Origin of the sequence: Microbacterium alkaliflavum (assembly GCF_044325405.1) — a bacterium.
GTDB lineage: Bacteria > Actinomycetota > Actinomycetes > Actinomycetales > Microbacteriaceae > Microbacterium > Microbacterium alkaliflavum.
Map to the genome: position 1 here is coordinate 626,600 of NZ_JBIQWL010000002.1, position 25,411 is coordinate 652,010.

Genomic DNA, 25,411 nt, shown 5'->3' on the forward strand with positions numbered 1-25,411 from the left:
GCCGCGGGGTGAACGCCCGCCGCCCGCGTCGAGAGGAGGAGGTGAACGCGAGAGGATGCCTCGGTCACGCGCAGCCGCGAACGCGAGACCGCGCGCTGACGGTCACTTCGCGGGCGCGGGCATCGTGCAGACGAGGTGGTAGCCCCCGTCAGGGTGCTCGACCACGGTGTGGCGCCGGCATGTCGAGGAGGGCAGCTCTCCCGCACCCACCCGCCGCTGCAGCTCTTCCGCGACGCGATCGGCCGGGCGGCCTGCGTACTCCTTCACGAGCGTCTGGTCGGCGGGCGCCTGCTGCGGCACGAGGATCGGCTGCGGACCCGGGGGAAGCGTCGCGGTGGCGCACCCGCTCAGTCCGAGGGCGCCGCCCACGATGACGGCCGCGGCGATCGCTCGTGCGATGGATGTGGTGTTCATGGCTTCGTCTCCTGATTTCGCCGGCCACGGGCGGCCGGTCGTTCGATATCGACCGTGCGCCGACCGCATATCCGCCGACGCGTCGGGCGATATCCGGCCGATATCCGTGGTGACGCGCACCCGTTGACCGGCGCGCAGCCGGGGGTCGACACTTCCGTCATGGTCGTCAAGGTGCTCGGCCCACTCGAGACCGGAACCGATCCGCTCAGCCCTCGCGAGCGGACGGTGCTGTCCGCGCTCATCGTGCGGGCGGGATCGACGATCGCACCGGCCGAGCTCGCCGAGGCCTGGTGGGGTGAGACTCCCCCGCGCACGTGGGAGCAGCAGATCCGCAATTCGATCGCACGCATCCGCGCACGCCTCGGCCGGACGAGCATCGAGACACTCGGCTGGGAGTACCGCCTCGGGCTGGATCCGGACGCGATCGACGCCGTCAGGTTCGAGCGGCTGGTCTCGACCGCACGCGGCCATGCCCTGCGGGGCGAGCAGGATCGTGCGGTGGATGCCTATGGCCGAGCCCTCGCGCTGTGGCGCGGCGCGCCCCTCCAGGACGTCACGCGCTGGGAGCCCGGCGTCGTCGAGGCGATGAGGCTCAACGAGATCCGCGCGAGCGCCGAAGAGGAGCTGCTCGACGCGCGGCTCGCCGCGGGCGAGCACCGATCCGTCATCGCCGATGCGGAGCGGCTGCTGCGTGAAGAGCCGCTCAGGGAGGACCGCTGGGCGATCGTCGCCCTCGCCAACTACCGCGCGAACCGGCAGGCCGAAGGCCTCGCGGTCGTGCGGCGGGCACGCGAGCGCCTCGCCGACGAGCTCGGCATCGAGCCCGGCCCGCGGCTGGCGGAGCTCGAGCTCGCGATGCTGCGCCGCGATCCCGCTCTCGACGCGCCGATCCCGCTCCCGCCCACCATCGGCGTCTGTCCCTATCCCGGCCTCAGGCCATTCGGCCCCGACGATGCGGAGGTGTTCTTCGGCCGCGACGGCGACATAGAAATCCTCCTCGACCGCGTCGCACCCGGCGCGATCGTGACGATCGCCGGCGCGTCAGGCACCGGCAAGTCGTCGCTCCTGCTCGCCGGCCTCGTCCCCCGTCTGCGGGCGCGCGGGGGCGTCGTCGAGGTGATCCGGCCCAGCGTCGACGGGGCCGCTGCACTGGGCCGCGCGGTCGAGCGCGCACACCTCGTCGCGGTAGATCAGGCGGAAGAGCTCCTCAGGATCGAAGACAGCGCCGCGTTCGCGGAGGTCGCACGGACATTCCTCGACGGCGGCGGGACGATCCTCCTCACCGCACGCTCCGACGCGCTCGACGCGCTGCGTGCGCTGCCGGAAATCGGAGACGAGATCGGTCGCGGCGTGTACCTCCTGGGCGGATTGACGGATGCCGCGTACCGCAGCGCCATCGAACAGCCGGCCCGCCAGGCGGGGCTCGCCCTCGAGCCGGGGCTCGTCGAGGTCGCCGTCCGCGACGCCGGCGACCGTTCTTCGACGCTCCCGCACCTGTCCCACGCGATGCAGGAGACCTGGTCACGGCGCGAGGGTGCCACCCTCACCGTCGAGGGCTACCGGCTCTCGGGCGGCATCCCGGGTGCGATCGCGCAGTCTGCCGAGGAGGCGTTCCGCGTTCTCTCCCCTGAGGATCAGGCGATCTGCCGCTCGCTGCTGCTCCGCCTCGTCGACCGCGGCGCCGACGGCATCTCCACGCGGCGCCGGGTGCCGGCCGATCCGCTCCTGGCCGACCCGAGGCGCCGCCGCGTGCTCGAGGGTCTGGTCCGCGGGCGTCTCGTGACGCTCGATGGCGACGCCGTGGTGGTCGCGCACGAGGCCGTCGCAACGGCCTGGCCGCGGCTCGACGCGTGGCTCGAAGAAGACGCGGACGGCGCCCGCACGCTGCGCTCCATCGAGGGCGCCGCGGCGACCTGGGAAGCCGGCGAGCACGATGACGACGACCTGCTGCGCGGAGCGCGGCTGCACAGCGCCCTCACGTGGCGCGATGCCGCCGATCCTGACCTGACAGCGGTCGAGCGGGCCTACCTCGTGGCATCCGATCTCCATTCGCAGGGGGTTCTGCGCGAGCTGAGCGAGCGGGCGGCGCACGAGAAGCGGCGCAACCGGGTGCTGCGCGGCGCGCTCGCCGTCGCCGGGCTCCTCCTCGTCGCCGCCGTCGTGGCGGGCAGCCTGGCCGTCGTGCGCGGGCAGGACGCGGCCGCCGCGGCCAAGGATGCCCAGATCGAGGCGGTCACGGCGACCTCCCTCTCGCTGCGCGAGAACGATCGGGATGCCGCGGCCCTTCTCGCCGCCGAGGCGTATCGCCGCTGGCCCGGTGACGCGCGCGTGCGCTCCGCCCTGCTCGGCACGATCACGTCGGCGAACGGCCTGCTCGACACGCATCGCACGAAGGGCGCGGACCGCACGATCACGAGGATGATTCCGGGGACGACGAGAGCCCTCCGCGTCCGAGACGGCGCCGCCGGCAGCGCGCTCGAGATCGTCGAGACCGCGACGGGAGACGTCGTGCGCAAGCTGGATGTGGAGCTCGACGTCCCCGATCGCTGGTTCGCGAACTCCCGTGATGTCGATGTGAGCGGTGACGGACGCGTCGCTGTCATACAGAGTCCGGTCTCCGTCGATCCGGACGACCCGACATGCTGCTGGAACCAGCTGACCTTCGTCGATCTCGTCGCCGGCACCGAGCTGCCCGGAAGCCAGCTGCTCAAGATCCGCACCAGCACTCACATCGATCTCGGTGGCGACGGGTCGGTCGCCTACCTCGTGCACCCCATCACCGGGGACCTCATCGCGGTCGGCACCCGCACCGGCGATGTGCGCACGTCGAGCCCCGCAGCCTTCGACGACTTCTCCGGACAGGGCGGTCTGTACAACGGCGTGGCGGTCCTCGACGATCGGCTGGTCGCCGCTGCGGTGGCCGATCGGGTCGACATCTTCGATCGCCAGACGCTCGCACTCGTGCGGTCGATCGCGCTCAGCGCCCGCTACGCCGACAACTGGCTGCTCGCCGACGCCGCTGGAGGACTCATCGCCTCGGGTCGCGACGGTTTGGCGAAAGTCACACCCGCGACGGGGGCCGTCGTGTGGGAACGGCCGGTGAGCTTCTCGGACGTCTGCTTCAACCTCGCGCTGACGCACTCGGGCGTGCTCGTCTGCTCGGGGCTCGATACCGTCGCCGTGCTCGACCCGGCAACGGGCCTGCGCACCGGCCGCGCCGTGCACACGCAATTCGACGATTCATACCGCATCGGGGTGATCGACGACGACACCATCCTGATCGACGCCGGATCCAGTGCGAGCTGGATGCGGTGGCGCCTCGACGGGAGCGGAGCGGCGATTCAGCCGATCGCGCGGGGACGTGCCATCGTCGACCCGCCCAGCGCCGACGGCCGATTCATCAACACGGTGCCGATCGACGATGGACCGGCTCAGCTCTGGACCCTCGGGACGGATTCTCCGACGGGCATCGAGGCCGACGGGATGGCGCTGCTCAGCACGGCAACCGTCGACTTCTACCACGAGGACCAGGGCGTCGAGGGCCTTCAGACCATCGCCACCGGGACGCAGCATCCATACCGCATTCCCGGTCTTCCGCACGACTTCGCGTTGACGGACGGCGGCTGGGGGCCTGATGCCTTCGCTTCATTCGACGGCAAGTCGGTCGCGTTCGATCCGTCGACCGGGAGGCAGGTCGGCGCGACCCTCGCCGTGCCCGATTCGCCCTTCGACTACGTGCAGTCGATCAGCGAGTCGATGGACGGAAGACTCGTCGTGATCGACTGGCTCGACTTCGGTCTCGGGAAGTCGCAGTCGGCCTTGTTCCGCCTTTCCGACGGGAAGATGCTGGCGCAGGGTCTCCCCGACAGGGACCGCGTCGTCATCACCCCATCGGGTGCCATCATCGCCGCGGGCGGGGAATCCGTGGAACGAGTCGACCCGAAGACCTTCGAGCCGTCCTCGACTCTGGCTCAGGCCGACGGCGGCAGCCAGCTCCTCATGGCGAGCCTGGACGAGAAGACCCTGCTCAACGTCGGCTACGACAATCGGCTGCGCCTGTACGATCTCACGGCCGACATCCCGCTCGGAGACACGATCGACGGCGACACCCCTCAGGGCTGGCCGGGCGGCTTCCTGACCGCCGACGGCAAGACGCTGCTCACCAACTCGCCCAACGGCGTGCTCGCGTGGGACCTCCGCCCGGACGCGGAAGCGCGTGCCGCGTGCGCCCTCGCCGGGCGCGAGTTCAGCGCCGCCGAGTGGAGCACCTACTTCCCCGGCGAGCCGCAGGTGGCGACATGCGACGAGCTGGGCTCCTGACGCTCACTCGAGGCCCTGCAGCAGGATCGAGTGCCACGTGATCGGGCCGACGACGCCGTCGACGGGCGGCGCGAACAGCTGCTGATACTCGCGCACCGCGTTCTCGGTGGCCGGGCCGAAGTCGCCGTCGATCGCGAGCTCACCCGGGAGCAGCGTCTGCAGGGCCTTGACCGCCTCGCCGTGATCGTTCCGGCGCACCGTCACGATGATCGCCGGCCAGTCCAGCTGCCCCAGCGTCGTCGAGACCTCGGTGGCGCGGAGCGTCTTCTGGTAGGCGGTCACCGCTGCGCCGCTCGCGGCATCGAAGTCGCCGTTGGCGAGGATCGACGCACCGTGAGCCCGCAGCAGGTGCTGCGCCGCGAGCACGCGCCAGTTGGTCGACTGCTTCGAGCCCTGCTTGACGAGAGCCCAAGGGCGCGGCCCGGGTGCGAGGGTGCTGAGGAAGGACCACGTCTCGCGGCCGACGATGCCGTCGATCGTGAGGCCCCACGACCACTGGAAGAACTCGACCCGCTCCTTGGTCGCCGGCCCGAACGACCCGTCGGGCACCGGCGGCACTTCTTGGGGCGACTGCACGAGCCCGAACTGCTGAACGGCGAGCACGGCGTCGCCCGTCGATCCCTGGCTCGCCGGCACGACCAGCAGCGGCCAGGTCACGGGACCGACGACACCGTCCGCGGGAAGACCAGGGCCCGACTGGAAGGCGACCACGGCCGCTTTCGTGGCGGGCCCGAAGATGCCGTCCGGGTCCACCATGTGCCCCTGCGCGCGCAGGAGGTACTGGATCCCCTTCACGACGGCCCCGGTGGCCCCTTGACCGACCGTGCTCCACGGTTCGACGTTCATCTGTGCTCCTGTTCCGTCTCCCCCGGATCGGAGCGATCCCCTCGGTGCGAGGCTAGCGGCAACCACTCGGTCGGCGCACGCGACAAGAACCGGCCGCCGCCGCTCCGGGTGGGAGCGACGACGGCCGGCGAAAGCCGAGCGGGTGTGCCGGCTGGTATCAGGCGAGGGTCAGCGCGCGGCCGAGCCCTCGGTGTAGTCCGCGTCCTGCTGCTTCCATGCGAAGAGCGAGCGCAGGTCACGGCCGACGCCCTCGATGGGGTGCTGCGCGGCCTTCTCGCGGAGCTCGAAGAACTCCTTGGCGCCGTTGTCCTGGTCGTCGATGAAGCGCTTCGCGAAGGCTCCCGACTGGATGTCGGCGAGCACGCCCTGCATGTTCTCCTTGACGTGCGGGTCGATGACGCGGGGGCCCGAGACGTAGTCGCCGTACTCGGCCGTGTCGGAGACCGACCAGCGCTGCTTGGCGATGCCGCCCTCCCACATGAGGTCGACGATGAGCTTGAGCTCGTGCAGCACCTCGAAGTAGGCGATCTCGGGCTGGTAGCCGGCCTCGGTCAGCGTCTCGAAGCCGTACTCGACGAGCTGCGACACACCGCCGCAGAGGACGGCCTGCTCGCCGAAGAGGTCGGTCTCGGTCTCCTCGGTGAACGTCGTCTTGATGACGCCGGCGCGCGTGCCGCCGATCGCCTTCGCGTACGACTTCGCGAGGTCCCAGGCCTGGCCCGAGGCATCCTGCTCCACCGCGATGATGTCCGGGATGCCGCGACCCGCCACATACTCGCGACGCACCGTGTGCCCCGGCGCCTTCGGCGCGACGAGGATGACGTCGACGCCCTCGGGCGCCTCGATGTAGCCGAAGCGGATGTTGAAGCCGTGCGCGAACGCGAGCGCCTTGCCGGGCTTCAGGTTGTCCTTGATCGAGTCGTTGTAGATGCCGCGCTGGTGCTGGTCGGGCGCGAGGATCATGATGACATCCGCCCACTCGGCGGCGTCGGCGACCGACTTGACCTCGAAGCCCTCGTCCTGGGCCTTCTCCGTCGACTTCGAGCCCTCCTTGAGGGCGATGACGACCTCGACGCCCGAGTCGCGCAGGTTCTGCGCGTGGGCGTGGCCCTGCGAGCCGTAGCCGACGATCGCGACCTTCTTGCTCTGGATGAGGCCGAGGTCGGCGTCGGCGTCGTAGATGAGTTCAGCCATCTTCGTGTTTCTCCTTGATTGCGGTTCGGGAAGTTGATGGATGCTGTGCGTCAGCCGCGCAGAACGCGCTCGGTGATGCTCTTGCCGCCGCGGCCGATCGCGAGCAGGCCCGATTGGGCGAGCTCCTTGATGCCGAACGGCTCGAGGGCGCGCAGGAAGGCCTCGACCTTGCCCTTATCGCCCGTCACCTCGACGACCAGCGCGTCGGGCGCGTAGTCGACGATCTGCGCGCGGAAGAGGTTGACGACCTCGAGCACGTTGGAGCGCGTCTGGTTGTCGGCGCGCACCTTGACGAGCATGTGCTCGCGCTGCACGGACGCGACGGGGTCGAGCTCCACGATCTTGATGACGTTGACCAGCTTGTTGAGCTGCTTCGTCACCTGCTCGAGCGGGAGCTCCTCGACGTCGACGACGACCGTGATGCGGGACAGGCCCGGCACCTCGGTGACGCCCACCGCGAGCGACTCGATGTTGAAGCCGCGACGGGCGAACAGGCCCGCGACGCGGGTCAGCAGACCCGGCTTGTCCTCCACGAGGAGGCTCAGCACGTGGCTGGGCATGGCTCAGTCCTCCTGCTCGAACGCCGGCGCGTGGTCGCGCGCGTACTGGACATAGCTGTTGCTGACGCCCTGCGGCACCATCGGCCAGACCATCGCGTCGGCGCTCACGACGAAGTCGATCACGACCGGACGGTCGTTCGTCTCGAGCGCCGTCTTGACAGCGGCATCCACGTCCTCTTCCTTCTCGACGCGGATCGCAAGGCAGCCGTACGCCTCCGCGAGCTTCACGAAGTCGGGGATGCGCACCGTGCCGTGGCCCGTGTTGAGGTTCGTGTGCGAGTAGCGGCCGTCGTAGAAGAGCGTCTGCCACTGGCGCACCATGCCGAGCGACGAGTTGTTGATGATCGCGACCTTGATCGGGATGTTGTTGATCGCGCAGGTCGCGAGCTCCTGATTGGTCATCTGGAAGCATCCGTCGCCGTCGATCGCCCACACGTGACGATCGGGCTCGGCGACCTTCGCGCCCATGGCGGCCGGCACCGAGTAGCCCATCGTGCCGGCGCCGCCCGAGTTGAGCCACGAGTTGGGGCGCTCGTACTTGATGAACTGGGCCGCCCACATCTGGTGCTGCCCGACGCCGGCGGCATAGACGCCCTCCGGCCCCGTGAGCTCGCCGATGCGCGAGATGACGTACTGCGGCGACATGAGGCCGTCGCTGGGCTGCGTGTAGCCCAGCGGGAACTCGTCGCGGAGGCCATCGAGGAACGACCACCATTCGGCGATGTCGGGCTGTGCGCCCTCGATCGCCGTGCGGTAGGCGGCGTCGAGGTCGACGAGCACGTCGCGCACGTCGCCCACGATCGGCACGTCGGCGGTGCGGATCTTCGAGATCTCGGCGGGGTCGATGTCGACGTGCACGACCTGGGCATGGGGCGCGAAGAGCGCGGCCTTGCCCGTGACCCGGTCGTCGAAGCGCGCGCCGAGGGCCACGAGGAGGTCGGCCTCCTGCAGCGCCAGGACCGCGGGCACCGTCCCGTGCATGCCGGGCATGCCGAGGTGCTGCGAGTGCGAGTCGGGGAACGCTCCGCGCGCCATGAGCGTCGTGACGACGGGCGCGTTGGTCGTCTCGGCGAGCGTCAGGAGCTCGTCCGAGGCGTGGGCGCGGATCACGCCGCCGCCGACGTAGAGCACGGGCTTCTTGGCCGTCGCGAGCAGCTGGGCGGCAGCCTGGATCTGCTTGCCGTGCGCCTTCGTGACAGGGCGGTAGCCGGGCAGGTCGACCTTGGGCGGCCAGATGAACGGCGCCTCGGCCTGCTGGGCGTCCTTCGTGATGTCCACGAGCACGGGGCCGGGTCGGCCCGTGCCGGCGACCTCGAACGCGGCGGCGATCGCGGCGGGGATCTCTTCGGGGCGCTTCACGAGGAAGGAGTGCTTCGTGATCGGCATCGTGATGCCCACGATGTCGGCCTCCTGGAAGGCATCCGTCCCCATGAGGTTCGAGAACACCTGGCCCGTGATGCACACGATCGGCACGGAGTCCATGTAGGCGTCGGCGATCGCGGTGACCAGGTTCGTGGCTCCGGGGCCGGACGTCGCGATCGCGACGCCCGTGCGACCGGATGCCGCGGCATAGCCCTCGGCCGCGTGGCCGGCGCCCTGCTCGTGGCGCACGAGGATGTGCCGGATCTCGGACGTGTCCATGAGCGGGTCGTAGACGGGGAGGATGGCGCCGCCGGGGAGACCGAACACATCGGTCACCCCCAGCAGCTCGAGCGAGCGGACGACCGCCTCTGCGCCGGTGAGCACCGGCGCAGCGGAGGACGCGGTTCGGGCGGGCGGCCGGGGCACGGCCGTGACGGAGTCGGCAGACATGATGGGACCTTCGTATCTCGACGAGGAAAGGATGTCGGAAACCGAGTTACCCGGTGACGGCGCCCTCGGAAGCGGAGCGCACGAGACGGGAGTACTTGGCAAGGACGCCACGGGTATAGCGCGGAGGAAGGGGCTCCCAGCCTTCGCGGCGGGAGCTCAGCTCAGCCTCGTCGACGAGTAGGTCGAGAGTGCGAGCCGCGATATCGACCCGTATCAGATCACCATCGCGCACGAAGGCGATGGGACCAGCGTCCACCGCTTCGGGTGCTATGTGGCCGATGCACAGGCCGGTTGTGCCGCCTGAGAATCGTCCGTCCGTCAAGAGTAGTACATCTTTTCCGAGCCCCGCGCCCTTGATGGCGGCCGTGATGGCGAGCATTTCGCGCATGCCGGGACCGCCCTTCGGGCCCTCGTAGCGGATCACGACGACGTCTCCGGCGCTGATCTCGCCGGCCTCCAGCGCGTCCATCGCGGCGCGCTCGCGCTCGAACACGCGGGCGGGACCCTCGAACACGTCGCTGTCGAATCCGGCCGACTTCACGACGGCGCCCTCGGGCGCGATCGACCCGTGCAGGATCGTGATGCCGCCCTTCTCGTGGATCGGATCGGCGAAGCTGTGGATGACGGTGCCGTCGACCGGGTCGGGGTCGAGCGCGCGGAGGTTCTCGGCCATCGTCTTGCCCGTGACGGTGAGGGCGTCTCCGTGGATGAGGCCCTCGTCGAGCATCGCCTTCAGGATCACCGGGATGCCGCCGTGGCGGTCGACGTCGTTCATGACGTACTTGCCGAAGGGCTTCATGTCGGCGACGTGCGGGACCTTGTCGCCGATGCGGTTGAAGTCGTGCAGGTTCAGCTCGACCTCGGCTTCGCGCGCGATCGCGAGGAGGTGCAGCACGACGTTCGTCGAGCCGCCGAGCGCCATCGCGAGGGCGATCGCGTTCTCGAACGCCTCGGGGGTCAGGATGTCGCGCGTCGTGATGCCCTGCTTGAGCAGGTTCACGACCGCCTCGCCCGAACGGTGCGCGAAGTAGTCGCGGCGGCGGTCGGCCGAGGGCGGCGCGGCCGAGCCCGGCAGCGAGAGGCCGAGGGCCTCGGCGACGGAGGCCATCGTGTTGGCCGTGTACATGCCGCCGCACGCGCCCTCGCCCGGGGCGATGGCGCACTCGATGCGCTTGAGGTCGGCCTCGCTCATCTTGCCCGCGAGGCACGCCCCGACGGCCTCGAACGAGTCGATGATCGTGACGTCCTTCTCGGTGCCGTCGCTGAGCTTGACCCAGCCCGGCGCGATGGAACCGGCGTACAGGAAGACGCTCGACAGGTCGAGGCGGGCTGAGGCCATGAGCATGCCCGGGATCGACTTGTCGCAGCCGGCGAGGAGCACGGAGCCGTCGAGGCGCTCGGCCATGATGACGGTCTCGACCGAGTCGGCGATGACCTCGCGGCTGACGAGCGAGAAGTGCATGCCCTCGTGGCCCATCGAGATGCCGTCCGAGACCGAGATCGTGCCGAACTGCAGCGGGTAGCCGCCACCGGCGTGCACACCCTCCTTCGCGCCCTGCGCGAGCCGGTCGAGGCTCAGGTTGCAGGGGGTGATCTCGTTCCAGCTCGACGCGATGCCGATCTGGGGCTTGTCCCAGTCCTCGTCGCCCATGCCGACGGCACGGAGCATGCCGCGCGAGGTCGTCGCCTCGATGCCGTCTGTGACGACCCGGCTGCGGGGCTTGATGTCGATCGCGTTCTCGGTGTCTTCAGACGGCTGGGGCATGACTCGAAGTCTATTCCCGCGCGTGCGACCGCTGAGCCGCGAGCGAGGCCAGGAGGTCGGCCATCGCCGGGATGTCGCGCACGGACACGCGCGCTGACGTGGGGCGCACCCCCACATGCACGCCGAGGTCGTCGGGCCCGAGCTTGCGCAGCGCGTCTTCATCGGTCACGTCGTCGCCGGCGAAGAGCACGGCGGTCGCGCCGACGCGCTCGCGCAGCGCCGCGACGGCGGTGTCCTTCCCCTCATGCCGGAAGGCGTACTCGACGATGTTGTGGCCCGTGCGCCGACGCCAGTGCGGCGCCTCGGCCTCGACGATGCGATCGACGCGGCGGTTCGCGGCATCCGCGTCGGCAGCGTCCGCCCTTCGCGTGTGCACGCCGAAGCCGAACGTCTTGGGCTCGATCCAGATCCCTTCGAGGTCGCTCGTCGCCTCCTCCGCCTCACGGCGCAGGCGGTCGCGCAGTTCGACGTCGCCCTCGTCGTCCTGCGGCTCGATCGCACCCTCTCCGGGGATCCAGTGCTCGGCGCCGTGGGACCCCGCCAGGTAGATGCGCGAGTCGTCGGCATGCTCGGCGATGAGCCGCAGGTCGTGGAGGCTCCGGCCCGACACGAGTGCGACGAACGTGTCGGGCACCGCGACGAGCGCTTCGAGGGCGTCGCGCGCGGCGGGCAGCATGCGGGCATCCATCGGCTCGTCCTCGAGGGGCGAGAGCGTTCCGTCGAAGTCGAGGGCGACGAGAAGCCGCGGCGTCGCGGCGATGGCCGCGAGCGAGTCTTCGGTGGCGAGGGGGGCGGGAGTCATCGGGCGTCTTTCTGGGTGCGGACGGCGTCGAGCGCCGCGAGGAACGAGGCCGACCAGGCCGAGATGTCGTTCTCGATGACCTTGCGGCGGAGGGCGCGCATGCGCCGGCCCTGCTCGGCGGCGGGCATCTCGGCGGCGCGCATCATGGCGTCCTTGAGGCCGTCGATGTCGTGCGGATTGATGCGCACGGCGCTGCCGAGCTCGTCGGCGGCGCCCGCGAACTCGCTCAGGATGAGCACGCCGCGGTTGTCGATGCGGCTCGCGACGTACTCCTTCGCGACGAGGTTCATGCCGTCGCGCAGAGCCGTCACGAGCATGACGTCGGCGGCGAGGAACAGCGCGACCATCTCCTCGCGCGGGAACGCCTGATGAAGATACCGGATGGCGGTGTGCCCGACGGTGTCATGGTCGCCGTTGATGCGCCCCACCATGAGCTCGATCTCGTCGCGCAGCTGGATGTACGACTCGACGCGCTCGCGACTCGGACTCGCCACCTGCACGAGCGTCGCGTTCTCGACGCCGAGGCGGCCGTCCTCGAGAATCTCGCCGAACGCCTTGAGGCGGTGGCGGATGCCCTTCGTGTAGTCGAGCCGGTCGACCCCGAGGAAGACGGTGTGGGGATTTCCGAGCCCCTCGCGGATCTCCGCCGCGCGGGCGCGGATGTCGGGGCGCCGGGCGAGATCGGCGTACGAGGTCGCATCGATCGAGATCGGGAACGCCTTCGCGAGTGCGAGCCGCGTCGTGCCGTCGGCATCGGGGACGCGGATGCCCGTCGCCTTGGTCTCGTAGCGCAGCTGGCGCCGCACGGCACGGGCGAAGTTCGAGGCATCCGTCACCCGCTGGAAGCCGATGACATCGGCGCCGAGGAGCCCTTCGAGCACCTGGCGACGCCACGGGAGCTGCGAGTACAGGCCGTATGCGGGGAACGGAATGTGGTGGAAGTAGCCGATCGTGAGATCGGGGCGCGCGGTGCGCAGCAGCTGCGGGACGAGCTGCAGCTGGTAGTCCTGCACCCACACGGTGGCGCCTTCGGCCGCAACGGATGCCGCGGCCTCGGCGAATCGGCGGTTGACCCGGACGTAGGCCTCCCACCACACCCGTCGGTACTGGGGGGCCGCGATGACGTCGTGGTACAGCGGCCAGATCGTGTCGTTGGAGAAGCCCTCGTAGTAGTTCTCCACCTCGTCGGCACTGAGCGCGACGGGAACCAGATGCGTCCCCTCGAACTCGAAGGGCTCGACCTCCAGGTCGGGCTGGCCGGGCCATCCGACCCATGCGCCGTCCTCACGGCGCATGACGGGCTCGAGCGCCGTGACGAGGCCTCCCGGTGACCTGCGCCACCCGTCGCCGCCGTCGGCATCGGAGACGCGGTCCACAGGAAGCCGGTTGGCGACGACGACAAGGTCAGCAAGCGTCACATTCACTCCGGTTCCGTAGATGCGACCAGGCTAACAGCGCCCCCGCGAGGCCGACCGGGGTATGCGGCTTCGGGCGACGTGTGCTAGGCGCGGCATCCTCGGCGATCCGGGCGGTGCGCCGAAGGGCAGCGGGCCGATAGCGTGGGCGATATGCGCAAGTACCTGTTCGGCACGGGCCTGTTCGGCGTCATCCTCGGCGGCGTCGGGCTGCTTCGCGCGGTGCGCGGCAACGCGCCGTTCACGTGGCGGGTCGCGCTGGCGTTCGTGAGCTGGGCCATCTCGCTCACCCTCGCCATCGGCACGATCATCGACATCGGTCGCGCCGAGCGCGGGCACGTCGTCGACCCCGACTCCCCCATCGCGGGACAGGAGGAGCGCCTGCTTCAGAAGCGGCTCGTGCGCAAGCGCCGCCTGTACGGCCAGTAGGCCGCGTCAGAACCGGATCTCGTAGTGCACGAAGCCCGACTGCGTCGCGACCCGGTTATAGAGGGCACGGGCGACCGTGTTCCGCTCGTGCGTGAGCCAGTACACCTTGTGGCATCCGTTGGTCTCGGCCCACGCGCGCACGTACTCGATGAGCGATCCTCCCGCGCCGAGGCCGCGCGTCTGAGGCGCGACGAAGAGGTCTTCGAGATAGCAGTAGGGCGTGGTCGACCAGGTCGCGGAGTGCGTCAGCCAGTGCACGATGCCGATGGCTCGGCCTGCGTCATCCCGCGCGATCGCGCCGTGCATATCCTCGCCCGCGACGAGACGCTCGAAGGTCGACTCGGTCACGTCGTCGGCGAGGGCGGTCTCGTAGAAGGACAGATACCCGCGCCACAGCGCGATCCACTCGTCGCGATCGGCGGGGGTCAGGGGCGCGATGCTCACCATGTCGAAGACGCTACGACATTCGGCTGACACAGGGGATCCCAGGCGAGACCGAGGGCGCTGCCCTCGGTCTCGCCCGGAATCCCCTGTCTCGGCTACTGCGCCCTGAAGCTCAGCGCGTGAGGATCAGGGCATCGCCCTGACCGCCGCCGCCGCACAGCGCGACGGCCGCGGTTCCCGAGCCGCGCCGCACGAGCTCATGCACGGCGTGGACGACGAGCCGGTTGCCCGAAGCGCCGATGGGATGGCCGATGGCGATGCCGCCGCCGTGGATGTTGACGACGTCGTCCGACAGTCCGAGCTCGCGCTGCGAACGCGCCACGACGGCCCCGAACGCCTCGTTGATCTCGACGAAGTCGAGGTCGGAGGTCGAGATGCCCTGTTTCGCGACCGCCTTCTCGATCGCGCGGGCGGGCTGGGAGTGCAGCGAGTTGTCGGGCCCCGCGACCTGCCCCGCCGCGCCGACGACCGCGAGCACGGGCCAGCCCTGCTCGTCGGCGTGCGAGCGCGTCGTGAGCACGACGGCAGATGCCCCGTCCGAGATCTGCGACGAGTTGCCGGCCGTGATGGAGCCGCCCTCCGCGAAGGCGGGGCGCAGGCCCGCGAGCGTGTCGACGGTGGTCTCGGGGCGCACGCCCTCGTCCTTCGTGAGCACAACCGGTCCCTGAGCCTGTCGAAGGGCGCCCTTGCGCTGCGGGATCTCGACGGGCACGATCTCGCCTTCGAAGACGCCGTCTGCCTGCGCCGCAGCCGCGCGCTGGTGCGATCTCGCGGCGACGGCATCCTGATCCTGTCGCGTGATCTCGAGCCGGCCGTTGTGCCGCTCGGTCGACGCGCCCATGCTCTCGCGGTCGTACGCGTCGGTCAGGCCGTCGTACGCCATGTGGTCGAGCACCTCGATCGAGCCGTACGTCCAGCCGTCGCGCGACCCCATCATGAGGTGCGGCGCCCGTGTCATCGACTCCATGCCGGCGGCCACGACGACCGTCGCGTCGCCGAGCTTGAGCATGCGGGCGGCGTCGATGACGGCGGTGAGGCCCGACAGGCACACCTTGTTGACGGAGCCGGCGTGCACGTCCCAGCCGATGCCGGCGCCCACGGCGGCCTGGCGGGCAGGGTTCTGCCCGGCGCCGGCGGCGAGCACCTGGCCGACGAGCACGGCATCCACCGACTCTGCCGGGATGCCACCCTGCGCGAGCGCGCCCTTGATCGCGATCGATCCGAGCTGCACCGCCGTGAGCGGCGCGAGCTGGCCCTTGAGTCGCCCCTGCGGCGTGCGCGCGGCGGCGACGATGACGACGTCGTCGTTGTTGTTCATGCTTCGATCCTCTCTCCGACGCGCACGATGAGCTCGGGCTCGGTCGCGGCGATCACCTCGTCGACCGTGACACCCGGAGCGAGCTCGACGAGCACGAGCCCTTCCTCGGTCACGTCGATGACCGCGAGGTCGGTGATGATCCGGTCGACCACATCCTTGCCGGTGAGCGGCAGAGAGCACTCGTCGACGATCTTGGCCGTGCCGTCCTTCGCGACGTGCTCCATGAGCACGATGACGCGGGATGCCCCGTGCACGAGGTCCATGGCGCCGCCGGGGCCCTTCACCATCTTCCCGGGGATCATCCAGTTGGCGAGGTCGCCGGAGGCCGACACCTGCATGGCGCCGAGGATCGCGGCGTCGATCTTGCCGCCGCGGATCATGCCGAAGCTCGTCGCGGAGTCGAAGAACGCGGCGCCGGGGAGCGTCGTCACGGTCTCCTTGCCGGCGTTGATGAGGTCGGGGTCGACGTGCTCCTCCGTCGGGTACGGGCCGACGCCGAGGATGCCGTTCTCGGACTGCAGCACGACGGTGACACCGTCGGGCACGAAGTTGGGGACGAGGGTCGGCAGGCCGATGCCGAGGTTGACGTAGGCGCCGTCGCCGAGCTCCTGGGCGGCGCGGGCGGCCATCTCGTTGCGGGTGAGGGCCATGGTCATGCTCCTTCGGACACGGAGACCGTGCGACGTTCGATGCGCTTCTCGATGCCGGTGCCGACCTCGACGATGCGGTGCACGTAGATGCCGGGCAGGTGGATGCTGTCGGGGTCGAGTTCTCCCGGTTCGACGAGCTCCTCGACCTGCGCGATGCAGACGCGACCCGCCATCGCGGCGAGCGGGTTGAAGTTGCGCGCCGACTTGTTGAAGACGAGGTTGCCGTGGCGGTCGCCCCTGAGGGCGTGGACGAGCGCGAAGTCGGTCGTGATCGACTCCTCGAGCACGAACTCGCGCGGCTCGCCGTGCAGGTCGAAGGTGCGCACGTCCTTCTTCGGCGACGCGATCGCAATGCCGCCCTGGCCGTCGTACTTGCGCGGCAGGCCGCCCTCGGAGACCTGCGTCCCGACGCCGGTCTGCGTGTAGAACGCGGCGATCCCCGACCCGCCGGCACGGAGCTTCTCGGCGAGGGTGCCCTGCGGGGTCAGCTCGAGCTCGAGCTCGCCGGAGAGGAACTGCCGCTCGAACTCCTTGTTCTCGCCGACGTACGACGACGTCATCTTGCGGATGCGCTTCGCGTTCAACAGCACCCCGAGGCCCCAGTCGTCGACGCCGCAGTTGTTGCTGACGATGCTGAGGTCGCTCGTGCCCTGCGCGAGCAGCGCCTCGATGAGTGCGATGGGGTTGCCCGAGAGCCCGAACCCGCCGACGGCGAGGCTCGCTCCGTCCGGGATGTCGGCGACGGCCTGGGCCGCCGACGCCACGGTCTTGTCGATCACGTTCACTCCTTCGTTTCGTGTGAAGCGATTCTGACTGCTCGGCGCGCGCGGGGGAACGGCACGGGTTGCCATATGGAAGGGATGCCGCGTACCGTCCATATCGTGGACAACCCGACCTCGCGATCGATCCCCGGAGCACAATCGGTCGCGCGTGCGGCGCGCGTGCTGCGGCTCGTGACGTCGGCCGGCGATGAAGGGCTCGCCGTCGCCGAGATCGCCCGCCGCGCCGAGCTGACCCGCCCGACGGCGCATCGGCTCCTGACCGCGCTGCGACACGAGGGCCTCGTCGACCAGGACGAGCGCACGGCACGATGGATGCCGGGCCCCGAGCTGTATCTGATGGGCACTGTCGCGGCATCCCGGTATGACATCACGGCCATCGCGCGCGACATCGTGCGATCGCTCGCGGTGCGGACGGAGGAGAGCGCGTTCCTGTCGGTGCGGCGCGGCGACGAGACCGTGTGCCTGCTGCGTGAGGAGGGCAGCTTCCCGATCCGTTCGTTCGTGCTGTCGGAGGGTGTGCGGTTCCCGCTCGGCGTGGCGTCCGCCGGACTCGCGATCCTCGCGTTCCTTCCGCCTCACGATGTGGACGCCTACTTCGAGCGGCATCCGGAGCTGGGCACCGAGTGGGGCGGCGCGCACGCCGAGCCGCGCCTGCGCGCACGCCTGCGCGAGACGCAGAGCCGGGGCTACGCGCTGAACCCGGGGCTCATCGTCGAGGGCAGCTACGGCCTCGGCGCGGCCGTGTTCACGAAGGAGGGCCACCCGCAGTGGGCTCTGAGCCTCACGGGCGTCGAATTCCGCTTCGGGCCCGACCGCCTCGCGGAGCTGGGCCGCACGCTCCTCGCCCACGCGCACCAGCTGACGACCCGCATAGCCTCGAGCGCCCGCTGACCCTCCTCTGGGCCGGTCCCCGAGCCTGTCGAGGGGTCGAGTGCGACGCTTCGACAAGCTCAGCGACCGGGTCAGGGTTGGTCCCCGAGCTTGTCGAGGGGTCGACTGCGACGCTTCGACAAGCTCAGCGACCGGGTCAGGGTTGGTCCCCGAGCCTGTCGAGGGGTCGACTGCGACGCTTCGACAAGCGCAGCGACCGGGTCAGGGTTGGTCCCCGAGCCTGTCGAGGGGTCGACTGCGACGCTTCGACAAGCTCAGCGACCGGGTCAGGGTTGGTCCCCGAGCTTGTCGAGGGGTCGAGTCAAACGTTTCCGAGGAGCGTCGGCTACGGAGAAGCCAGCGCGTCGGCCCGAGCGGCCTCCAGCTCCCGACGCACGATCGCGGCGACGCCATCCGCCCCCTGCTCCGACATGACGATCGTGTAGTGGTTGCGGTCGTCGACCCGCTCGTGTCGCACCTCGGGGTAGGCGACCAGCAGGCGCGCGAGGTGCTCCGGCGGGTACAGCCCGGGCTGCTCGTTCAGAAGCCCCCGCGGCGCGGTCACGAGGACCGTCGGATGCCGCAGCGCGGCGAGCGCATCGGGCACCGTCGCCCTCGTGTTCATGTCGATGTTGTCCTCGACGACGACCTCGTAACTGGTCGCGGGCCGGAAGGCGTCGCCGTCCGGCACCAGGTCGTACTCGATGTAGCGCTCGAACTCGGGCGTCCAGTCGGTGCGGAAGGCGGGGTGCTCGCGCCAGAACTCGCGGTACTCCCCCAGGTCGGCGAACCGCATCGACAGGCGCGCGGCGGTCGGCCCGAGGATCCGCGACACAAGGTCCTCGGGATCGAGACCCGTCGGCACGTCGAGCGGCAGTCCGCCGTCGACGAGCACGAGCCGCGAAACTCGCTCCGGGTGCAGGTGCGCGAAGACGACCGCGACGAACCCGCCCATCGAGTGGCCCACCACCACCGTCTGCGACACGCTGAGCGCCTCGAGTACGGCGTCGAGGTCGGCCGCGTGTGCGGCCATCCCCGCCGGCCCTGCGAGCTGGTTGCTGCGTCCGCGCCCGCGGAGATCGGGGGCGATGACGCGCACGCCGGGAAGCCGGTCGACGACGAACGGCCACGCGAGATGGGATGCCGTCACGCCGTGCACGACGAGGACATCTGCCGTGGCAGCCCCCTCCGGATCCCACACCGCGACCCGCAGCGAGCCGCCCGAGACGGGGACGTCGATCGTCCGGTAGGTGTGGCCCGTCATCGCGCCGTCCATCCGCCGTCGATCGTGTACGCAGCTCCTGTGACCATCCCGGCCTTGTCGGAGGCGAGCCAGCCTGCGAGCGACGCGACCTCGTCGGCCTCGACGAGCCGCTTCACCGCCGTCTCGGTGAGCATGATCTTCTCGACGACCTCGCTCTCCGGGATGCCGTGCAGCTGCGCCTGATCGGCGATCTGCTTCTCGACGAGCGGCGTGCGCACGTACGCGGGGTTGATGCAGTTGCTCGTCACGCCGTGCGGCGCGCCCTCGAGAGCCGTGACCTTCGAGAGGCCCTCGAGTCCGTGCTTGGCGGACACGTACGCCACCTTGAAGGCGCTCGCGCGCAGTCCGTGGGCACTCGAGATGTTGATGACGCGGCCCCAGCCTCGCTCGTACATCGTCGGGAGCGCGGCCCGGATCAGGAGGAACGGCGACTCGAGCATGAGCCGCAGGATGAACCGGTACGTCTCGGGCTCGTACTCGTGGATGGGGGCGACCTTCTGGATGCCCGCGTTGTTGACGAGGATGTCGGCGTCGAGGCTCAGGTCTTCGAGGGCAGCGGTGTCGGAGAGGTCGACGACCCACGCCTCTCCCCCGACCTCCGACGCCGCGGACTGCGCAGCCTCGGCGTTGAGGTCGGCGATCACCACGTGCGCCCCGCGCCGCGCGAACTCGTGCGCGCACGCGAGCCCGATGCCGCTCGCGCCGCCCGTCACGACGGCGCGCTTGCCCGCCAGGTCCTGCTCCGTCACTTCGCGTCCCCGTCCTGCCCGCGCCGCGGCGCGAGGGCGTTGTCGATGAATCGGGCCATCGCGTCGAACACGACGGGGTCGATCTCTGCGGGCGGCCGCCCCTCGGCATCCCGCTCCCACAACAGGAACCGCATGCCGATGAGCTCTCCCATGCCCATGAGCGCCCACGCCGCGACGGCGGGGTCGAGCTGGGGGTCGACGTCGCCGGCCCGCTGCGCGGCGCGCAGACCGGCCTCATACCCCTCGACGATGCGCGTGTAGTGCAGGCGGAGGGTCTCGGGCGAGACGAACTCGGCTTCGCGCACGACGCGGTAGAGGGCGGGATGCTCCGCAGTGAACCGGAAGAAGCCTGCGAAGCCCGCGCGCTCCGCCTCGAGGCGGGAGGACGCCCCCTCCATCGCCTCCGACATCGAGTGGCGGACGCGGCGGTTCAGGTCGATGACGAGGGCCTCGAAGATCGTCTGCTTGCTGTCGAAGTAGAGGTAGAACGTGCCGAGGCCGATGCCGGCGCGCTCTGTGATCTTCACGATGGATGCCTCGTGGTAGCCCTGCTCGGCGAACACCGCCTCGGCTGCCTCCAGCAGTCGGCGCCGGGTCGCCTCGCCGCGCTTGGTCAGCGGGCGTCCCGTCGCGGGAGACACGAGCTCCTGCTGCTCGTCGAGCAGGTCACCGGGTGCGCTCATGATCGCTTCCTTCCGTCGAACGCGATGCCCACTCGCGCAGGCGCGAACGGGCGAGCTTCTCGATCGTCGAGCGCGGCAGCTCTGCCACGAACTCGACGCGCACGGGAACCTTGAACGCCGCGAGGTTGCGCCGCGCATGCGCGAGCACCTCGTCGGCCGACAGCACGGCGCCGGGCTCGCGCACGACGAAGGCGACGCCGCGCTCGCCCCACACGTCGTCGGGCATGCCGACGACGGCCGCGGCGCGGATGAGCGGATGCAGCGTCAGGGCGAGCTCGACCTCGGCGGGGGCGACGTTCTCGCCGCCCGAGATGTAGATGTCCTTCAGTCGGTCGACGATGCGGAGCACGCCGTCGCCGTCGCGGTGCACCAGGTCGCCCGTACGCAGCCAGTCCCCCGCGAGCGCGCGGGCCGTGGCATCCGGATCCCCCAGGTACCCCGCGAACACGCTCGGTCCGCGAACCCACAGCTCCCCCGTCGCGTCGCCGTCGAGCGGCAGTCCCGACTCGGGGTCGACGACGCACACCGACACGTGCGGATACGGCCGGCCGACGGCTCCGGGATGCCGCGCCCCCTCCTCCGCGGGAAGGTAAAGCACGTTGGGCGCGGCCTCGGTGAGCCCGTAGCCCTGCGTCAGCGCGACGCCGCGGCCGGTCCACTCCGCTTGCAGCGCAGACGGGATCGTGGCGCCCCCGACCACTGCGAGGCGCAGGCGCGACAGGTCGGCGGAGGGCCACGCCCGATCGTCTGCCAGAAGCGCGTACTGCGTCGGCACGCCCATCATCGCCGTGACGCCGCGCTCCGTGATGAGCTGCAGCGCCCGCGACGGCTGGAACGACCGCTCGAGCACGACCGTCGCGCCCACCCACCACGCGAGCAGCGGCTGGCAGTTCCACGCCGCGATGTGGAACTGCGGCAGCATTGCGAGCACGACGTCGTCGTGCGTGAGCGGGAGGGCGCGGGCGAGCGCGAGGTTGGTCCAGAAGCAGTTCGCGTGCGTCAGTACGACGCCCTTGGGCGCGGCCTCGCTGCCCGACGTGTAGATGACGAGCAGCGGGTCGTCATCGTGCACGTGGCGCGCGCTCGCAGGGAGCGACGCAGCAGGAACGGATGCCTCTATCCCGGCGGTGCCGAGGGCCGCGACACGCGGAACCGACCCCACCGTGCGCAGCGCCTCCCCCGCGAGCGTCGCGTACTCGTCCTCGACCAGCACGAGCGCAGGCTCGCACCGCGTGAGCACATCGGACAGCTCCCGCGGTGTGAGACGCCACGACAGCGGCACGAGCGCGACGCCGGCGAGGGCGCAGGCGAAGAACACGACGACCTGGTCGGTCGAGTTGCCCGTGACGGTCGCGATGCGATGGCCGGGCCCGTAGCCGGCGGCCCGCAGTCCCTCCGCGAGGGTCACGGCACGGCCGGCCAGCGTGCCGTAGTCGATCGTGACGCCGCGGTCGTCGATCGCGATGCGCGTCGGCGACTGCGTCGCGCGGTCGGTGATCCAGCGACCGATCGTGTGCGGACCGTCGTCGAGGAGGGCGTCCCACGTCATACCCGCACCTCCAGGTCGCTCGTGGCATCCATCTCGGCGTCGTCCGCTGCCAGCAGCGCGACCCGCGCGCGCTCGCCGCGTCGCCGACGCGCCGCGGCGTCGATCGTGCCCGCGATGCCGCCGGGCAGGAACATGACGACGACGATGAAGAGCACGCCGAGCAGGAACAGGGGCTCCGAGAGCGGGATGCGCAGGACGTCGGGGAGTCCCGCGATCGCCTCGGATCCGGCGAGGACCGTCAGCCGCTGATCGAGCAGCGTGTAGAGCACACCGCCCACAATGGCACCCCACCGGAATCCCACGCCACCGAGCACGACCATGACGAGGATCGTGATCGTGAGGTCGGCCGAGACCGACCGCGGCACGGTGCCCGACTGCAGGAGCATGTACGCGACGCCGGCGAGGCTCGCGAGCACGGCGGCGATGACGAAGACGAAGAGCTTCGCGCGATACGGGCGCAGCCCCAGCACCCGCACGCGCTGCTCGTTCTCGCGCGTCGCACGCACGAGGTGGCCGAGGCGCGAGGTGTCGACCCACAGCGTCACGAGGTAGACGACGACGAGCACCGCGAGGGCGAACCAGTAGAGGTTTCGCGTGTTGACGACGCCGATGAGGAAGTCGGGCACCTGCTCGGTGTCGAGGCTCAGGCCCTCCTCGCCGCCGGTGACCCCGGAGTTGCGGCGCACGAGCACCGACCCCGCCTGCGCGAACGCAAGTGTCACCATCGCGAACGGGATGCCCGACACCCGCATCGCGACGGCCCCCGTCGCGAGGGCGATGACCATGCCGCCGAGCAGGGCGACGAAAACTCCGGGCCACAGCGGGACGCCGAAGTGCTCGAGCGCGATTCCGAGGCCGTAGGCGCCGGCGCCGAAGTAGAGCGCGTGGCCGAAGGACAGCATCCCGGCACTTCCGAGCAGGAGGTTGTACGACAGCGCGAGCGCCGCGAACACCATGCACAGCGACAGCAGGGCGAGCGTGCCGGGCATGTACGTCGGCGTGGGCAGGATGCCGGGGAGCGAGAGGTTGAGCAGCGGCAGGATCGCCATGAAGACGACGAGGGCTGCGCCCGCGATCGCGGGCAGGAAGCGGCGGACGGAGGTCATGCCTTCCTCCCGAGGAGTCCCGAGGGCCGCACGAGCAGCACGATGGCCAGGAGCGCCACGACGATGAAGTCGCCGGTTCCGCCGAGGTAGAAGTTCGCGAACTGCTGCAGGACGGCGACGAGCACGGATGCCACGGCCGCACCGGTGAGCGATCCGAGACCGCCGACGACCGTGACGATGAACGCGAAGATCAGCAGCGTCGAACCGAGCGTCGCCGACACGAAGGTGGAGTAGTGCATCGCGAGGACTCCCCCGATGCCCGCGGCGGCCCCGCCGATCGCGAAGACGAGCGTGAACGAGCGGCGCACGTCGATGCCGAGCGCCGTGACCATCGACCGGTTCTCGACGCCGGCCCGGATGATCATGCCGTAGCGCGTCTTCTGCAGGAACAGCACGAGGGCCAGGAGCACGAGCGCGGCGGCGATCATGAGCACCCAGTAGGTGTTCGGGATGCGGGCGCCGAAGACGTCGGTCGTCTGCGTGAGCCACGCGGGCCCCGAGATGTGGATGGGGTCGGTGCCCCAGATGCCCTCGAAGAGCGCCACCGCGGCGAACGAGAGCCCGACCGTCACGAGCACCTGCTCGATGTGCCGCTCGTAGAGCGGACGGATGAGCACGAGCTCGGTGAGGGTCGCGAACAGGGCGCCGACGATCGCGCCGACGGCGATCGACGCGAGGAACGACCACCACGAGTCGGTGCCGAGCGCCTGCGCGACGATCCAGCCGAGGAACGCGCTGAGGGTGAGGAACGCGCCGTGCGCGAAGTTGAGCACGTGCATGAGGCCGTAGATGAGGCTGAGCCCGCTCGCGACGAGGAAGTAGAGGGCGCCGAGGCCGACGCCCGTGATGAGGGTGAGGACGAGGGTGCTCACTTCGACTCGCTCCGCTCGCTCAGGGCGTCGGGTGTCTCGGCCTCCGCGTGGACGCCGAGAAGCCGGCGGGTCAGGTCCTCGTCCGCGAGGATGTCCCGCGCCGGGCCGGCGTGCGCGACGCGCCCGCCGCTGATGACGATCGCGTCGCCCGCGAGCCGCCGCACGACGTCGAGGTTCTGCTCGACGAGCAGGATCGGCACGGACTTCGCCGCCTCTTCGAGGGCGTCGGCGACCTCGGTCACGATCTTCGGGGCGAGGCCCTTCGTGGGCTCGTCGACGAGGAGGATCCGGTTGTCGTTGAGGAGCGCGCGCGCCACCGACACCATCTGCTGCTGGCCGCCCGACAGAGTCCCGGCGGCCTGGTCGCGGCGCGCGACGAGGTCGGGGAACAGCGCCTCGACGAGTTCGCGGCGCGGGCTGCGCTGACGCTCCGCGAGCGCGAGGTTCTCGGCGACGGTGAGCTTCGAGAAGACCTCGCGATCCTCGGGCACGTACCCGACGCCCCGCTGCACGATGCGGTGCGTCGCGAGCCCGTCGATGCGCTCGCCGGCGAGGCGCACCTCGCCGCGTCGGTGGATGAGCCCGAGGATGCCGCGGATGGTCGAGGTCTTGCCGGCGCCGTTGCGTCCGAGGACCGCCGTGATCCCCGTCGACGGCACCGAGAACGTGACGTCTTCCACGACCTGCTGACCGCCGATCGTGCAGCGCAGGTTCGAGACCTCGAGGATCGGGGGTGCGGGGGGAGGGAATCCCCCCGCAGGATCAGAGGTGGATGGGCCGCTCATGCCGCCGTCCCCAGGTACGCGCTCTGCACGAGCGGGTTCGCCATGACGTTCTGCGGGGTGTCGAAGGCGATGATCGTGCCGAAGTACATCACCGCGACCTTGTCGACGAGCCCCATGAGCACGTCGATGTGGTGCTCGACCATGAGCACGGTGCAGCCCTTCTCGCGCTGCATCGCGCGGATGTTCTCGACGAGCCCCGCGACGTCGCCCGACGCCACGCCCGCCATGGGCTCGTCGAGCAGCACGAGGCTCGCCTCCGTCGCCAGCAGCACGGCGATCTCGAGCTTGCGCTTGTCGCCGTGCGAGATATCGCCCGCGAGCGCGTCGCTCTTGTGGCCGAGTCCGACCGCCTCGAGCTTCTCGAGTGCGACGCGGGTCGCGGCATCCCCTCCCCGCGGGAATCGGAAGAGCGAGTAGTCGCCGCCGATCGACACCTGAGCTGCAAGGCGCACGTTCTCGAGCACCGTGAGCTTCGGGAACAGACTCGAGGTCTGGAAGGTGCGCCCCAGTCCCGCCCGCGCCCGCGCGGGCACCGACGCCGTCGTGATGTCGCGGTCGTCGAGGACGACGCGGCCCGACGTCGGCTTCACGAGGCCGGAGACCACGTTGAAGAGCGTGGTCTTCCCGGCGCCGTTGGGCCCGATGACGCCGACCAGCGAGCCGGCGGCGACGTCGAGGTCGATATCCTTCAGGATTGTCGCGCCGCCGATCTGCAATCCGAGGCCTTCGACTCGGAGGGCGGATCCGCGCGGTGCGGACGGGATGGGAGCGTTCATCGTGCG

At 70.3% G+C, this 25,411-nt stretch carries 23 protein-coding genes; 3 read left to right on the plus strand and 20 right to left on the minus strand.

Annotated elements, in window-relative coordinates:
- Positions 1-102: 102 nt before the first annotated feature.
- Positions 103-414: a hypothetical protein gene (locus ACH3VR_RS07890; protein WP_396640201.1), complete on the minus strand. Its 312-nt coding sequence runs from the start codon at positions 412-414 to the stop codon at positions 103-105.
- Between the two features lie 159 nt (positions 415-573).
- Between ACH3VR_RS07890 and ACH3VR_RS07895 the strand changes: the two genes are divergently transcribed.
- Positions 574-4,734, plus strand: a complete 4,161-nt coding sequence (locus ACH3VR_RS07895) for an nSTAND1 domain-containing NTPase (protein ID WP_396640202.1) — start codon at positions 574-576, stop codon at positions 4,732-4,734.
- Positions 4,735-4,737: 3 nt separating this feature from the next.
- Here ACH3VR_RS07895 and ACH3VR_RS07900 read toward each other — a convergent pair whose 3' ends face one another.
- From ACH3VR_RS07900 to ACH3VR_RS07930, 7 genes are all read right to left on the minus strand, one after another.
- A complete protein-coding gene (locus ACH3VR_RS07900; RefSeq protein WP_396640203.1) occupies positions 4,738-5,580 on the minus strand; it encodes a peptidoglycan-binding domain-containing protein in 843 nt (280 codons plus the stop codon).
- 168 nt (positions 5,581-5,748) lie between these two features.
- Positions 5,749-6,774, minus strand: a complete 1,026-nt coding sequence (gene ilvC, locus ACH3VR_RS07905; protein WP_396640204.1) for a ketol-acid reductoisomerase — start codon at positions 6,772-6,774, stop codon at positions 5,749-5,751.
- Between the two features lie 50 nt (positions 6,775-6,824).
- On the minus strand, positions 6,825-7,334 hold the full coding sequence (gene ilvN / locus ACH3VR_RS07910) for an acetolactate synthase small subunit (protein WP_396640205.1): 510 nt from the start codon (positions 7,332-7,334) through the stop codon (positions 6,825-6,827).
- A 3-nt stretch (positions 7,335-7,337) separates the two neighbouring features.
- On the minus strand, positions 7,338-9,146 hold the full coding sequence (locus ACH3VR_RS07915; protein ID WP_396640206.1) for an acetolactate synthase large subunit: 1,809 nt from the start codon (positions 9,144-9,146) through the stop codon (positions 7,338-7,340).
- 46 nt (positions 9,147-9,192) lie between these two features.
- Positions 9,193-10,911, minus strand: a complete 1,719-nt coding sequence (gene ilvD, locus ACH3VR_RS07920) for a dihydroxy-acid dehydratase (protein ID WP_396640207.1) — start codon at positions 10,909-10,911, stop codon at positions 9,193-9,195.
- Positions 10,912-10,921: 10 nt separating this feature from the next.
- Positions 10,922-11,713: a trehalose-phosphatase gene (gene otsB, locus ACH3VR_RS07925; RefSeq protein ID WP_396640208.1), complete on the minus strand. Its 792-nt coding sequence runs from the start codon at positions 11,711-11,713 to the stop codon at positions 10,922-10,924.
- Positions 11,710-13,131: an alpha,alpha-trehalose-phosphate synthase (UDP-forming) gene (locus tag ACH3VR_RS07930; protein ID WP_396640209.1), complete on the minus strand. Its 1,422-nt coding sequence runs from the start codon at positions 13,129-13,131 to the stop codon at positions 11,710-11,712. Before ACH3VR_RS07930 ends, otsB begins: the two co-directional genes overlap by 4 nt.
- A 150-nt stretch (positions 13,132-13,281) precedes the next feature.
- Here ACH3VR_RS07930 and ACH3VR_RS07935 point away from each other — a divergent pair, with 150 nt between their 5' ends.
- A complete protein-coding gene (locus ACH3VR_RS07935; protein ID WP_396640210.1) occupies positions 13,282-13,557 on the plus strand; it encodes a hypothetical protein in 276 nt (91 codons plus the stop codon).
- Positions 13,558-13,563: 6 nt separating this feature from the next.
- Here ACH3VR_RS07935 and ACH3VR_RS07940 read toward each other — a convergent pair whose 3' ends face one another.
- The 4 genes from ACH3VR_RS07940 to ACH3VR_RS07955 form a co-directional block, all read right to left on the minus strand.
- Entirely contained in the window at positions 13,564-14,004 is a 441-nt protein-coding gene (locus tag ACH3VR_RS07940) for a GNAT family N-acetyltransferase (protein WP_396640211.1), read from the minus strand.
- 109 nt (positions 14,005-14,113) lie between these two features.
- Positions 14,114-15,319 (minus strand): acetyl-CoA C-acetyltransferase, encoded by a 1,206-nt coding sequence (locus ACH3VR_RS07945; RefSeq protein WP_396640212.1) that lies wholly within the window; start codon positions 15,317-15,319, stop codon positions 14,114-14,116.
- The gene (locus ACH3VR_RS07950) at positions 15,316-15,969 is read right to left on the minus strand and encodes a CoA transferase subunit B (protein ID WP_396640213.1); all 654 of its coding nucleotides are present in this window, start codon (positions 15,967-15,969) and stop codon (positions 15,316-15,318) included. The genes ACH3VR_RS07945 and ACH3VR_RS07950 overlap by 4 nt, the downstream gene beginning before the upstream one ends.
- A gap of 2 nt (positions 15,970-15,971) precedes the next feature.
- Positions 15,972-16,748: a CoA transferase subunit A gene (locus ACH3VR_RS07955; protein WP_396640215.1), complete on the minus strand. Its 777-nt coding sequence runs from the start codon at positions 16,746-16,748 to the stop codon at positions 15,972-15,974.
- An 81-nt stretch (positions 16,749-16,829) separates the two neighbouring features.
- Here ACH3VR_RS07955 and ACH3VR_RS07960 point away from each other — a divergent pair, with 81 nt between their 5' ends.
- The gene (locus ACH3VR_RS07960; RefSeq protein WP_396640216.1) at positions 16,830-17,642 is read left to right on the plus strand and encodes an IclR family transcriptional regulator; all 813 of its coding nucleotides are present in this window, start codon (positions 16,830-16,832) and stop codon (positions 17,640-17,642) included.
- A gap of 325 nt (positions 17,643-17,967) precedes the next feature.
- Here ACH3VR_RS07960 and ACH3VR_RS07965 read toward each other — a convergent pair whose 3' ends face one another.
- From ACH3VR_RS07965 to ACH3VR_RS08000, 8 genes are read right to left on the minus strand one after another with little or no spacing between them, the layout of a single operon-like run.
- Positions 17,968-18,885 (minus strand): alpha/beta fold hydrolase, encoded by a 918-nt coding sequence (locus ACH3VR_RS07965; RefSeq protein WP_396640217.1) that lies wholly within the window; start codon positions 18,883-18,885, stop codon positions 17,968-17,970.
- Positions 18,882-19,634, minus strand: coding sequence for a 3-hydroxybutyrate dehydrogenase (locus ACH3VR_RS07970; protein ID WP_396640218.1), 753 nt, complete (start codon positions 19,632-19,634; stop codon positions 18,882-18,884). Before ACH3VR_RS07970 ends, ACH3VR_RS07965 begins: the two co-directional genes overlap by 4 nt.
- A complete protein-coding gene (locus ACH3VR_RS07975) occupies positions 19,631-20,317 on the minus strand; it encodes a TetR/AcrR family transcriptional regulator (RefSeq protein WP_396640219.1) in 687 nt (228 codons plus the stop codon). Before ACH3VR_RS07975 ends, ACH3VR_RS07970 begins: the two co-directional genes overlap by 4 nt.
- A complete protein-coding gene (locus ACH3VR_RS07980) occupies positions 20,301-21,866 on the minus strand; it encodes a class I adenylate-forming enzyme family protein (RefSeq protein WP_396640220.1) in 1,566 nt (521 codons plus the stop codon). The genes ACH3VR_RS07975 and ACH3VR_RS07980 overlap by 17 nt, the downstream gene beginning before the upstream one ends.
- Complete coding sequence (locus ACH3VR_RS07985) at positions 21,863-22,972, minus strand: branched-chain amino acid ABC transporter permease (protein ID WP_396640221.1); 1,110 nt, start codon at positions 22,970-22,972, stop codon at positions 21,863-21,865. The genes ACH3VR_RS07980 and ACH3VR_RS07985 overlap by 4 nt, the downstream gene beginning before the upstream one ends.
- Positions 22,969-23,844, minus strand: coding sequence for a branched-chain amino acid ABC transporter permease (locus ACH3VR_RS07990; RefSeq protein WP_396640222.1), 876 nt, complete (start codon positions 23,842-23,844; stop codon positions 22,969-22,971). Before ACH3VR_RS07990 ends, ACH3VR_RS07985 begins: the two co-directional genes overlap by 4 nt.
- Positions 23,841-24,629 (minus strand): ABC transporter ATP-binding protein, encoded by a 789-nt coding sequence (locus ACH3VR_RS07995; protein ID WP_396640223.1) that lies wholly within the window; start codon positions 24,627-24,629, stop codon positions 23,841-23,843. Before ACH3VR_RS07995 ends, ACH3VR_RS07990 begins: the two co-directional genes overlap by 4 nt.
- Positions 24,626-25,405: an ABC transporter ATP-binding protein gene (locus tag ACH3VR_RS08000; RefSeq protein WP_396640224.1), complete on the minus strand. Its 780-nt coding sequence runs from the start codon at positions 25,403-25,405 to the stop codon at positions 24,626-24,628. The genes ACH3VR_RS07995 and ACH3VR_RS08000 overlap by 4 nt, the downstream gene beginning before the upstream one ends.
- Between the last annotated feature and the right edge of the window lie 6 nt (positions 25,406-25,411).

Bases quoted from the DNA above. Each gene is read 5' to 3' on its own strand.
- ACH3VR_RS07995 (WP_396640223.1), bottom strand. From the start codon at position 24,629: ATGAGCGGCCCATCCACCTCTGATCCTGCGGGGGGATTCCCTCCCCCC.
- ilvN (WP_396640205.1), bottom strand. From the start codon at position 7,334: ATGCCCAGCCACGTGCTGAGCCTCCTCGTGGAGGACAAGCCGGGTCTG.
- otsB (WP_396640208.1), bottom strand. From the start codon at position 11,713: ATGACTCCCGCCCCCCTCGCCACCGAAGACTCGCTCGCGGCCATCGCC.
- ilvC (WP_396640204.1), bottom strand. From the start codon at position 6,774: ATGGCTGAACTCATCTACGACGCCGACGCCGACCTCGGCCTCATCCAG.
- ACH3VR_RS07960 (WP_396640216.1), top strand. From the start codon at position 16,830: ATGCCGCGTACCGTCCATATCGTGGACAACCCGACCTCGCGATCGATC.
- ACH3VR_RS07945 (WP_396640212.1), bottom strand. From the start codon at position 15,319: ATGAACAACAACGACGACGTCGTCATCGTCGCCGCCGCGCGCACGCCG.
- ACH3VR_RS07965 (WP_396640217.1), bottom strand. From the start codon at position 18,885: ATGACGGGCCACACCTACCGGACGATCGACGTCCCCGTCTCGGGCGGC.
- ACH3VR_RS07950 (WP_396640213.1), bottom strand. From the start codon at position 15,969: ATGGCCCTCACCCGCAACGAGATGGCCGCCCGCGCCGCCCAGGAGCTC.
- ACH3VR_RS07935 (WP_396640210.1), top strand. From the start codon at position 13,282: ATGCGCAAGTACCTGTTCGGCACGGGCCTGTTCGGCGTCATCCTCGGC.
- ACH3VR_RS07895 (WP_396640202.1), top strand. From the start codon at position 574: ATGGTCGTCAAGGTGCTCGGCCCACTCGAGACCGGAACCGATCCGCTC.
- ilvD (WP_396640207.1), bottom strand. From the start codon at position 10,911: ATGCCCCAGCCGTCTGAAGACACCGAGAACGCGATCGACATCAAGCCC.
- ACH3VR_RS07985 (WP_396640221.1), bottom strand. From the start codon at position 22,972: ATGACCTCCGTCCGCCGCTTCCTGCCCGCGATCGCGGGCGCAGCCCTC.
- ACH3VR_RS07890 (WP_396640201.1), bottom strand. From the start codon at position 414: ATGAACACCACATCCATCGCACGAGCGATCGCCGCGGCCGTCATCGTG.
- ACH3VR_RS07980 (WP_396640220.1), bottom strand. From the start codon at position 21,866: ATGACGTGGGACGCCCTCCTCGACGACGGTCCGCACACGATCGGTCGC.
- ACH3VR_RS07975 (WP_396640219.1), bottom strand. From the start codon at position 20,317: ATGAGCGCACCCGGTGACCTGCTCGACGAGCAGCAGGAGCTCGTGTCT.
- ACH3VR_RS07915 (WP_396640206.1), bottom strand. From the start codon at position 9,146: ATGTCTGCCGACTCCGTCACGGCCGTGCCCCGGCCGCCCGCCCGAACC.
- ACH3VR_RS07940 (WP_396640211.1), bottom strand. From the start codon at position 14,004: ATGGTGAGCATCGCGCCCCTGACCCCCGCCGATCGCGACGAGTGGATC.
- ACH3VR_RS08000 (WP_396640224.1), bottom strand. From the start codon at position 25,405: ATGAACGCTCCCATCCCGTCCGCACCGCGCGGATCCGCCCTCCGAGTC.
- ACH3VR_RS07900 (WP_396640203.1), bottom strand. From the start codon at position 5,580: ATGAACGTCGAACCGTGGAGCACGGTCGGTCAAGGGGCCACCGGGGCC.